General features: G+C 61.0%; 8 protein-coding genes. 6 read left to right on the top strand and 2 right to left on the bottom strand.

Annotated elements, in window-relative coordinates:
- The first annotated feature begins 84 nt into the window (after window positions 1-84).
- The 6 genes from VGG51_06900 (at window position 85) to VGG51_06925 (ending at window position 8829) form a co-directional block, all read left to right on the top strand.
- Entirely contained in the window at window positions 85-1527 is a 1443-nt protein-coding gene (locus VGG51_06900) for a BTAD domain-containing putative transcriptional regulator (protein ID HEY1882750.1), read from the top strand.
- A gap of 4 nt (window positions 1528-1531) precedes the next feature.
- Window positions 1532-4321, top strand: a complete 2790-nt coding sequence (locus VGG51_06905) for a glycosyltransferase family 87 protein (GenBank protein HEY1882751.1) — start codon at window positions 1532-1534, stop codon at window positions 4319-4321.
- Complete coding sequence (locus VGG51_06910) at window positions 4318-5484, top strand: glycosyltransferase family 87 protein (protein HEY1882752.1); 1167 nt, start codon at window positions 4318-4320, stop codon at window positions 5482-5484. Before VGG51_06905 ends, VGG51_06910 begins: the two co-directional genes overlap by 4 nt.
- Window positions 5485-5695: 211 nt before the next feature.
- Complete coding sequence (locus tag VGG51_06915) at window positions 5696-6667, top strand: glycosyltransferase family 2 protein (protein ID HEY1882753.1); 972 nt, start codon at window positions 5696-5698, stop codon at window positions 6665-6667.
- 149 nt (window positions 6668-6816) lie between these two features.
- A complete protein-coding gene (locus VGG51_06920; protein ID HEY1882754.1) occupies window positions 6817-7968 on the top strand; it encodes a glycosyltransferase family 4 protein in 1152 nt (383 codons plus the stop codon).
- A gap of 60 nt (window positions 7969-8028) precedes the next feature.
- A complete protein-coding gene (locus tag VGG51_06925) occupies window positions 8029-8829 on the top strand; it encodes a hypothetical protein (protein HEY1882755.1) in 801 nt (266 codons plus the stop codon).
- A 45-nt stretch (window positions 8830-8874) separates the two neighbouring features.
- On the opposite strand, the gene VGG51_06930 is transcribed toward VGG51_06925, so the two are convergent.
- Both VGG51_06930 and VGG51_06935 read right to left on the bottom strand, forming a co-directional pair.
- Window positions 8875-10266: a glycosyltransferase 87 family protein gene (locus tag VGG51_06930; protein ID HEY1882756.1), complete on the bottom strand. Its 1392-nt coding sequence runs from the start codon at window positions 10264-10266 to the stop codon at window positions 8875-8877.
- Window positions 10267-10414: 148 nt separating this feature from the next.
- Window positions 10415-10657 (bottom strand): hypothetical protein (locus VGG51_06935; protein ID HEY1882757.1); only part of this gene is annotated, 243 nt, incomplete at its 5' end.

Consider the following 10657-nt stretch of genomic DNA (forward strand, 5'->3'; position numbering starts at 1 on the left):
GAATAGTAAAAGATATACTGAGCTTCCAGAGGAGGACCCTCTGGTTCAGTGAACGCGAAATTGCCCCGACTGGGGCCATCCATCGTGCGAAGAGCACGGCTCGAAGAGTGGCTCGGCCGCTTCACCGGCGTGCCCGTGCGCTTTCTAGTAGCGCCCCCTGGATTCGGCAAGACGATGGCGCTGGTCAGCTACATGCGGTACTGCGCCACCAACGGATACTACGCCGTCGTCGGCGCCAAGTTTACCGCCGAAGCCGTCTGGGCCGCCGTCGCCGGCGCGCTCGAAAGCGGTTTAATGCTCGATTCGCACCAAGCCGCGCTCGATGCGCTCGCCAAGCGCGTGCCGATGGAACTCGCGCTGGACTGCTCCGATATTCCCTCGCCCGAAGGGCTCGAGGCGATCACCCGCCTTATCGAAGATTTGCCCGACGGCGCCACGCTGCTGATCGCCTGCCGCTCGCGCGCGGCCTTCCAGGTCGGGCGTTTGGTCGCGCAGGGCATCGCCTCATTGTGCGACGCGGAGCGGCTCGCGTTCGACGCTTCGGGCGTTCGGCATCTCGCCGAAACCTACGGCGTACCCTTTGCGCACTCCGACGTACTGCGCTTGCTCGAGGTCACCGACGGCTGGCCGCACGTCGTCAGCAGCGCGCTGCGCAAGGCCGCCGAAGACAGCTGCAGCCTCGCGCAGGCGTTCGATAACTGGCGCCTGCGCCACGGCCATCTCTTCAACGAATTCATCGCCGATGCGCTCAAGTTCGTCACGGAGAAGGACGCCGATATGGTGTTCAAACTGATGAGCGGATCGTATCTCGAGGATCGCCAGCAGCTCCAAGCGCTCGAAGAGCACGGGCTCTTCGTGGTGCACACCCCCGACGGTTACCGGCCGCTGCGCGCGCTCTCGCGCAGCCGCCTCTACGATCGCTACGGCTGGCGCGTGCAGGCGGCGACGCCGATGCAGGTGCGGCTCTTCGGCTGGTTCCGCGCCGAGATCGATCGCCGGCCGATCGAATGGGTGCGCCGGCGCGATCGTCAGATCTTCAAGTATCTGGCGCTGCAGCCGGGCGGGAGCGTCTCGCGCGCCGAGCTCGGGAAACTCTTTTGGCCCGATGCTGAAAAGCATCTGGTCGCCCAGAGCCTGCGCACGGCGTGTTCCAACATTCGCAAGGCGATCGCGCAGCTCGTCGGTTTCGACCGAGTGGAGGCGTACTTCCGCGCCGGCGAAGATCTCGCGCTCGATCTCGACAACGTGATCGTCGACGTCAATGGCTTCATGGCGCACGCCAACGACGGCGACGAACAGTACGATCGCGGCGAGGTCCGCGCGGCGTACGCGCACTATCGCAGCGCCGGGCGCCTCTATCGCGGAAACCTGCTGCTGGGTGACGTGCACGAGGTTTGGGTTGGGCCGCTGGCCACGAGCCTGGAGCAACGCCACGCGACCGTGCTCGAGCGGCTCTCAGTGATCGCCGCCGAACTCGAGTACCAGCCGACAACCGAAACAGAACTGCCGATCGCCTCGGGCTCCTAGCCTATTGCGCAGGTCGTGGATCGCCGCCGGCATCGTCGTCGCGACGGTGGTGGCATTGGCCGCCCAAACCAGCGTCGTCACACGTACCGGCTTCTTTGTCGGCGATTTCCGCGCGTTCTACTGCGCCGCGCGCGTCGCATCGCAAGGGGCTGATCCCTATCGTACCCAGCCGCTCGGCGCGTGCGAACGCAGCGTCGGCTCCGGTACGTTCTTCCAGAAGAATCCGCGCGTAACGATTCCGGCACCGTTGCCGGGGTATGCGATTGCGGCGCTGATTCCGTTCGCGCGTCTCCCGTTCGGCGCGGCGGTGGTGGGCTGGCTCGCGCTGCTCTTCCTGGCGTGGCTTGCGTGCGTGATCGCGCTTGCTGCCTTTGGGGGCGTTGAACGAGAGGTAACCGTCGCGGCCTTCGCCCTCTCCTTGGCGGCGCTTTCGCTGCCGTTCGGCGAGGTCGTTCCGTTGTGCGTAGCCTGCATCTGCCTCTCCGCCTATGCGGCGTGGCGCGACCGGCCGCACCTCGCGGCTTTGTTCGCGGCCGGCTCGATGATCGAGCCGCACTTGGGGCTGCCCGTCTGCGTGGCTTTGGCGGTTTGGCTTTCGGGTACGCGCTGGGTGCTCGGGCTCTGCGCCGTGGTGCTCGCTGCGCTCTCCGTGATCGTCCTCGGCCTGCCGGCCAATATCGAGTATTTCACGAGCGTCTTGCCGGCGCACGCGCTCTCGGAACTGACGCGCGACACGCAATATAGTCTCAGCGCGGTGCTTGCCGCTGTGGGCGTCTCGCCGAACGCGGCGGTGCGGGCCGGAAGCCTCTGGTATCTCGCGATGCTCGCGCTCGGCACGTTCGTTGCCGGGCGGATGGCGCGGACGACCGGGAATCGCGCTTTCCTCGTCTGCGTTCCGCCGGCGTTCGCCGTTTTCGGTGGAACCTTCATTCACGTCACCCAAATTGCCGCGGCAATACCTGCGGCGATCCTTTTGATTTCGATTTCAAAAGGCCGCGCGCAGACGGCGGCGATCGTTGCGCTGATACTGCTCGCCGTCCCATGGGGCTGGGTCTATTCACCCGCGTTGCTGGTCGCGCCGTTCTTGCCGATCGCTTTTCTAGCGTGGCGATACTCGCGAAATACGACCATCGTTCTGGTGAGCGCGATTGGCGGCTTTGCGGCAATCCTCGGCCTTCAGCAGCTATTTGTGCTGGCTTTGCCGCATCTCGGCGTGCACGCGGCCGTCCCGGTTATAGATACTCGCCTCGCTGAGTCGTCGTGGATGCACTTCTCCGCAAGGAACTCGAACGGTAGCGTTGCTGCGTGGGTGGTTCGCCTTCCGACGTGGGCGGCGCTCGGAACGCTGCTCGCCCTGTGCCTGCGCCGGGCCGGCTTTGCCTTGGCTCGCGAAACGATCGCGCCGCTTTCGCTTGCGATCGTATGCACGATTCTGCCGATCGGCGCGCAGTTCTATGGCGATCGTGCCAACGGGTGGCTCGGGATCGACTTCCGCGCCTACTACTGCGCAGCCCTCGCACAGAGAGACGGTCGAAACCCCTACTTTGCCGACTCGCTACATGCCTGCGAGTCGTCAACCGCGGCGCCGTTCTATCGTGCTCCTAGACGCGTGACCGTTCCGGCACCATATCCGCCCTACGCTCTCGCCGTTCTAGCTCCGCTGACGTTTCTGCCTTTTGAGGACGCCGCGACCGTCTGGTGGATGCTGCTGGCGCTGGCGATCGGGCTGGCCGTGTACGCGCTCTCGACAATGAGCGGTCAGGGAGTGCCGGTGGCTTTGGGCGCACTCGGACTCTCGGCCGGCCTCACGTCGCTTACGACGGGAAATATGGCGCCGCTGGGCGTCGCAGCGATCGTCTTCGCAGCGCTCTGTGTGCAGCAGGCACGCTGGATTTGGGCAACGGTCGCCCTCGCGGTCGGGATGATGGAGCCTCAACTCGCGCTTCCGGCCGCGCTCGCGTGCTTTCTCGTCTGCGCACCGATGCGGGTGGCGTTGCTAGTTGCAGCGGCAGCACTCGGACTATTGGGCCTTGGGGTCGCCGGACTTCCGCAGACGGTGCAGTACGTGACGTCGGTAATTCCCGCGCACGCTCTGGCCGAGGTCTCGCGAGACAACCAATATAGTTTGGCGACGATCGCGGCAGCCGCGGGGGTGCCCGATGCCGCTGCGACGCTCGTCGGCAGCATCTCGTACCTCCTGATGATGGCGTTTGGCATCGCTCTGGGCTGGCGGCTGGCGCGGCGGTACGATGAACCGGCACTCGCCGTACTGATTCCGCCGGCGTTTTCGTTGCTGGGCGGCTCGTTCGTCCACACGGGGGAAATCGCGGCAGCAGTTCCGGCCGCGTTGCTGCTGTACACGCGCGCCGTGACGCTTCGGCCGTGGCTGCTTGCGGCGTTGGTATTGCTGGCCGTACCCTGGATGTACGCGACATCGATCACGCTTTTTCTCGCGCCGCTCTTCCCGGCAGCCTATCTGGTTTACGAGCTGTGGCGGCGGGATCGGACGCTGGCGCTTGCCACGGCGGTTGCATCGTCGGCCGTTATCATGCTGCTTTTTTGGCTCGCCGCGCACTCGCACGCGCCGCCGGCGATCCGCGCACATCTCTATCCGGCGATCGATCCGCGTCTGGCCGAGTCGAGTTGGCGGAAGCTGGTGCTTGGAAACTCGACGAATAGTCTGGCGACGTGGCTGCTGCGTCTGCCGACGTGGTGCGGACTGCTGCTCTTGGCGGTTCCCGCTGTGCGCCTCGCGCGCAGGGCGCCCTTGGTGCTCGCATCGGAGGCTTCGTGACGGCGTCGGCAATGCCGCTGCGGCTTTCGTGGGATCGGGCGATCGTATACGGCGCGCTGCTCGCGCTACTCACCTCTCTGCCGTTCGTCCTTTTCTTTCCAGCCTGGTTTCACGACGTTGCGTTCCGGGGCGACTTCGCGAACTTTTGGTCAGCCGGCGCAAACGTTGGAACGCTAAACTTGCTCGACCCAGCTGGTCTGGCCGCGTGGCAACTCGCACATCACATCAAACCGCAGATCTTCGTCTATCCGCCGGGCGTCGCGTGGTTTTATGCGCCGCTGGCGCGGCTTTTGCCGATGCCGGCGATGACGCTCGAGGAACTTGGGATGGCGGTGGTTTTGGCCGCCGCGGGGTTTCTTGCCGCGAGGATCTATAACTTCTCAACGTGGTTTGCCCTGATTGCAGTCTTCGCGTGGGCGCCGGCGGTCAATGCGATCGAAGTCGGGCAAAACACGCCCGTTGCATTGCTCGCGATCCTCCTTGCCATCTGGGCGCTCGTCAATCGCCGCGAGGGCGTCGCGGGGCTTGCGGTTGGGTTATTATTTTATAAGCCGAGCGTTGCGCTTCCGTTCGTCGTCCTTCTCCTCGTGCGTAAGGAATGGCGTGCGTTAGGAGTGATGTGCCTCACGGCAACAGCGTGGTATTTCCTCGGTGTGCTCGCGGCTCACGGCGCCTTTAGCTGGCCGTCACAGTACATTCATCTCGTGGCGCAATCGAGCGTTGATGAGTTTGTGGGGAATTCGCATAAGACGTACACGATCCCGACATTACTTCTCAGCGCCGGCGCGCCGATCGCGGTCGCCCTAGCGGGCGCGGTCGCCGTCTTTGCTGCCGCAGTTCCATTGCTGGGGCGACGGCCGGCTATCGAGGCGGCCAGTATGGCTGGCGCCGTCGGAGTCGCGACGAGCCTCCATGCATGGCCCTACGAGGCAGTAGTGTTGCTTCCGGCAGTCTTTTATGGAATGGGACGCCTGAGCGAACCGGCCCGGACCTGGATTATCGCGGGTGCGTACGTCGTGGCCACGCTGGCGCTTTCGCTTCCCCACGCCGGGCACGCGCTAGCGCTGCTGCCTATTAGTGCGGCAGCATGGTGGCTATGGAGCGGCTATCACCACAGAAGTCGCCGCGTTTCGTGTCCTGCGCAGACCGGTGTAGGAACTTGATCGTGGGAGGACGGTTATGCGGAAGGACGCCATTGCGGCGTCCGATGCCACGTCTCCGCCTCTTCGGGGTTTCTCTCGGTGCTAAGCGGGTTTCGCGGCATGGGACCGTCGGCGGCGTGTTGTGGGCGCATTGGCAAGATGGTTGGCTTTGGAACTGCGCGAGAGGGTCGCGGGCCCGGTCTGAATGAGTTCCCGAGCGCGAGTCTGCTGCGTGATCCCTACCTATCGTGCCCATGGAACGATCTGCGAGGTGGTAAGGGGCGTTCTTCCGTATGTGGACAAGGTTATTGTCGTAGACGATGCTTGCCCCGAAAGCTCGAGCGAGGCAGTGCACCAAGCCTTCCGGGAACACCCATCTGTTTATTTGCTTGCGCGCGGGAAAAACGGGGGTGTCGGTGCCGCGACGAAGGCCGGCATCGAAAAGGCTTTAGAGCTTGACGTCGACGTGATCGTGAAAATCGATTCAGACGGGCAAATGGATCCGAGCTACATTCCGGCTATCGTCGAACTCTTTAATTGCGAACCGAACCTTGCGTACGTGAAAGGGAACCGCTTCTTCGACCCGGGGGTCGTGTCGAGGATGCCCGCCATCCGGCTATTGGGAAACTCGTGCCTGTCGCTGATGGCTAAGTTTGCATCCGGCTACTGGAACGTCTTGGATCCAACTAACGGATATTTGGCCTTTTCGACCGATCTGCTGTCGGCCGTCAATTGGCGGCACTTCGACGACCGCTATTTCTTCGAAATGTCGGTCCTTTGTCAGTTCGGTCTTAAACGCGCCCAAATTGCCGAAATGGAAATGCAGACGATCTACGGCCAAGAGTCAAGCTCGCTCTCGATATCGCGCGCACTTTTAAGTTTTCCTCCACGACTAGCTTGGCTGTTTATGCGCCGTTTGCTCCTGCAATATTATCTTTTCGATATTAACATCGGTTCGCTCTACATTTTGCTCGGACTGCTCTTGACCGGCTTCGGCACCGCCTTCGCCGCGTTCGAATGGCTGCAAAGCATCACGACGGGGATTCCGCGCACAACTGGGACCGTGATGCTGGCAGTGCTACCCTTTTTGATGGGGTTTCAACTCCTGCTAAATGCATTGCTTTATGACGTCCAGTTTGCAGCGCGCTCGACCCGAGAGCTTATCGCGCGAAAGCGGCGCGCTCGACGAGCGGTTCCGGACTAGGGCCGCCTTCGGCAACCTGCACGAGGCCCCATGCACTGCCCGGTAAGACCCAAGTGAGAACGCAAGAAGGCCGAGCGCCTCACCCTGTCCACGCGTTTAGTGAAGTAGAGCGCAGGCCGGCGCATACCCCGAATTCGAATCAAGATAGGATGCGGCGTCTCCAAGAGAAGCAAGGTCGCGCGAGATCGCTCGCCATAGTAACTGCGTTCTATCCCCCGACTGTCGGAGGCGTTGAGCGATTTTCGCAAGAGTTTGCCCGGGCGGCCCTCGACATCGGGCTCTCTGTAAATGTTGTTGCAACCGCTCCAGTTCAGCAGCCAGAACTTACAGTCGAAGACGGTGGAATCAGAATCCTGCGCATCCCCGCTTGCAATATACCGTTTTCCGGGAGTTACTTCCCGATACCAGTCGCCGGGAGGCGGCTCGTAGGAGAATTTCTCAATTGCGATATCGTAATGGCTCAAACACGGTTTTTCCCTACCACGATGATGGCGGCGGGAATGGCAGCGATTCGAGGCAGACGCATATATGTAGTAGACCACGGCGCCGGCCCCTTGCGCTCTGCTCCGGCGGCCATGGTCTCATCGATGGCCTATGAACATCTGGTTACCTTAGCGTTAAGGTTGTTCTCCCCGAGGTTTGTTGCGGTTTCGGCGGCGTCGGCGCAGTGGCTCGGCCGCTTCGGCGTCCACAACGCGCGTGTTGTCCCAAACGGCGTTGAGCCGCGGGAAAAGGCGCCCGTCCGCGACAGGCGATCGTTCGTCAAGCCGATCGTTTTCTACGCGGGAAGGCTCTTTGAAGAGAAAGGGATCATTGAACTCGTCAATGGAGTTGCATCGCTGAGGCGACAGGGAATAGATATCGAACTCAGGGTGGCTGGGCAAGGCCCCCTTGCGGGCGCTCTTCAAAGACGTGCGTTGAAAAGTGACTTCTTGGTTTACCTCGGCGGCCTTAGCCCTGAGGATGTGGCAGGCGAGCTTGAACGTGCGACGGTGCTGGTAAACCCATCAAATTTAGGGGAAGGCTTTTCAAGAATTTTGCTAGAGGCGGGAGCCGCCGCATTACCGGCGATCTCCACGCCATACGGCGCATGTCGGGAGCTCATCGAGGATGGCGTTACAGGGTGGCTCATTCCGCGCGGCCGCGCAGATGTTATTGCTTCGTGCCTAGAGAAAGTGATTTCACAGCCCGAAGAGTCCATACGCCGCGGAGTCGAACTTTTTCGGTTAGTCCAGCAGAAATACACTTGGCCCTCTATTGTGCGGAGGTTTTTGGAAGATGCGGAAAGCGACAGCGCGTAATGGCCCATTGAGACTGATGGCGCAGACGACTCTAATCGCGCGAGCGGCGTCACCCACCTTATGATTGCGGCAAGGAAGCTTGCTCAAGCGATTTCGGGCAACACCACATTTCGTGCCGCGTCAGAGAAAATACGCGGCGTCAAGCGGTCCGCCGCAGTTTCCAGGCTCAGCGATATCAATGCGTTCGAGAGACGTGTGTACTCTCAGGGTGGAGAGGACGGCATCATTGCCGAACTATTCGCTAGGATACCACACGAGGGCTGCTCAGCAGAGATTTCCGTCGGAGATGGATTGGAGTGTAATACGGCGTACCTGATACGCCATTGCGGATGGAAAGGCCTGATGGTTGAGGGTGATCCTGTCAAGTTTGCTCGGCTGCGCAGCAACTACGCGTCGCTGCCGGCGACATGCGTAGACACCTTCGTAGATCGCGAGAACGTCGTGTCGATCCTTGAGGAGGCGGCGGTTCCGAAAGAGTTGGATCTTCTGGGCATCGATATTGATGGCAACGACTATTATATTTGGGAGGCACTCGCAGCATATAGGGCGAGCGTGGTTGTCGTTGAGTACATCTCTAATTTTGGGCCGGACGAATCGAAGACGATAGCGTACAACCCGCACCACGTGTGGCGCAACGACAACTACCTTGGTGCAAGCCTGACGGCTCTTATGAAACTCGGAAAACGTCTTGGTTACGCGTTGATTGGCACGAATCGGCGAGGGTTAAATGCGTTCTTCGTCCGAGACGACCTTTTGGCGCGAGCCGGTTTTCCCGAGAAGACACCTCGGCAGGCATTTCACGGTCAGGGCATCTTTGATATGCTGTCCGTAAAGCGTGGCGGCGAGTTTTTGTATCCTTGAGGCGTGGTGGCGCGTAAGGGCGGCGGCTAAAAGTCCAGCGACACTCTAGACGGCCACCGGTCCAGTGCTGCGCTCATGCGTTCTCGAAATGGCGAAAGCAGTCAAATACACAAAAGCTAGCCCGAGATACGTTAGGAAATGGGATGGCCAATAGAAGGCTGTTGGTGGAAACTGTGCGGCTAGTTGCGCCCAGCCCGCCTCAGCTAACGCGGCATCCGGAACCGATGAGATGGCCCGAATGGGTCCGTGATCGGGAACAAAGTCTTGAGCGCGCCAAAGCGCGGCCGCCAAGGCTATGCTTATGACGCCGGCTAATAGTGGCCTTACGCGGCGTCCGTAATAGAGTACCGCGAATGCTACCACTCCGGCGATTCCAGCGAGCCTGTCTTCGAGGACGGTCTGCCAAGGAATAGCAAGTAACATGACACCAAGCCACGCAAAGACGGACTGCTGCGAGGCGAGTAAAACGAGTGCAAATGGCAATGCGCCGGATACCTCGGGCAAGTGGATAAAAGTTCCACCGGCGACCGCACACGCGAGGGGTGCCAGCACCACACTGCCGGGAACCTTTTTCTTGAGTGAGTATGCAAGCAGAACTCCGGCAACTACGAAGGCAAGGTACTGGAGACTTCCGACTAGGAGTGCCACGCGGTCCGATGCGCCAAACGCGTGCAAAATTGCCGAAAGGCTATATTGCCCGTACGCTCCAATTTCTGACAGCGCGTGGGCGGGAAGTACGGCGTGAAGATACTCTATGTTTAAAGGGACACCGCCAACGACAAGGGTAATCGCGGCTAAAATCGCGCCGACTCCGGCTATTGGAAGGCGCATCCTCGGAACGGCCACGAAGCTCGCGAGCATCGGCGGGATCGCGACGTGCGGTTGGATACACGCAAGGCCAAGCAAAACTGCAGCGATTGTGTGCCGGCCTCGCTCGACAGCGAGGGCAGCGGCCGTTAGAAGGGCAATTGGAATGGGCGGCAGCGCACTGAGGTTCAACGGTTGAAATAAGATGCTCAAGACGACGCACGCCGCAACGAGCAGCAAGGGCAAGCCCGCGAGCTCGACGACTGCCCAGATGATCACTACCGCGCTCCCGACTAGCAGTAAGTACCATAAAACGCTCGCCTGCGCGTACGGGATCATTGAGAGCGGCGCGAGCTCGGCGAGGCCGTACGGTGGCAACGGCGCCGGCACTATCGCATTCGGCGTCACTGGATGCAGATTTGTTGTCTCGCATTGGTGCATCGGGCCGTAACGATAGGGATCGCTACCGCTTATAAGCACCTTTCCCGCACAATAAAATGCGTTGAAGTCGGGTTTCCCAATCATTGCGCTCGGCGGATGCGTGAGTAAATACAGAAGCGCGACCAGGCCGGTTAGGGCAAGCAAAGCGATTACGGGCGCCCTGAAGGTCGTGGGTTTTGACTCTACCATGCCAGGATTTGCGTGGTCTTAAGTCAGGTCCGACGATCTTTGGGAGACCGCGCCCCCAAAGCGGGCCGGAGCGCAAGCGCAAAACGTGAACGGCGCGCAACGGAAGTGCGCGCCTCTCGTCCCGCGGGGTCTCGCGTTTTTGAGCGGACTAGTGGTGCGTCGATTGGGAAATTAGAATCGCTACCAGTTTCATCTCCGACATATCCCAAACGGTCAGTCGGTAGAGCAGGTGCCACTTGGCTTCCGCGCCCATCAAAACGAGGTTCACCGCAAGATAGCCAAGCGTTCCCTGCCCAAGGTAGGCTAGAAAGCGTTTGTACCTTCGAGTCAGCCGCACCATATGACTCGGTTCTACCCTTCCCGCCGAAAAAGTAGGCCTGAGAATCCTCAT

This window comes from Candidatus Cybelea sp. (genome assembly GCA_036489315.1).
Classification (GTDB): domain Bacteria; phylum Vulcanimicrobiota; class Vulcanimicrobiia; order Vulcanimicrobiales; family Vulcanimicrobiaceae; genus Cybelea.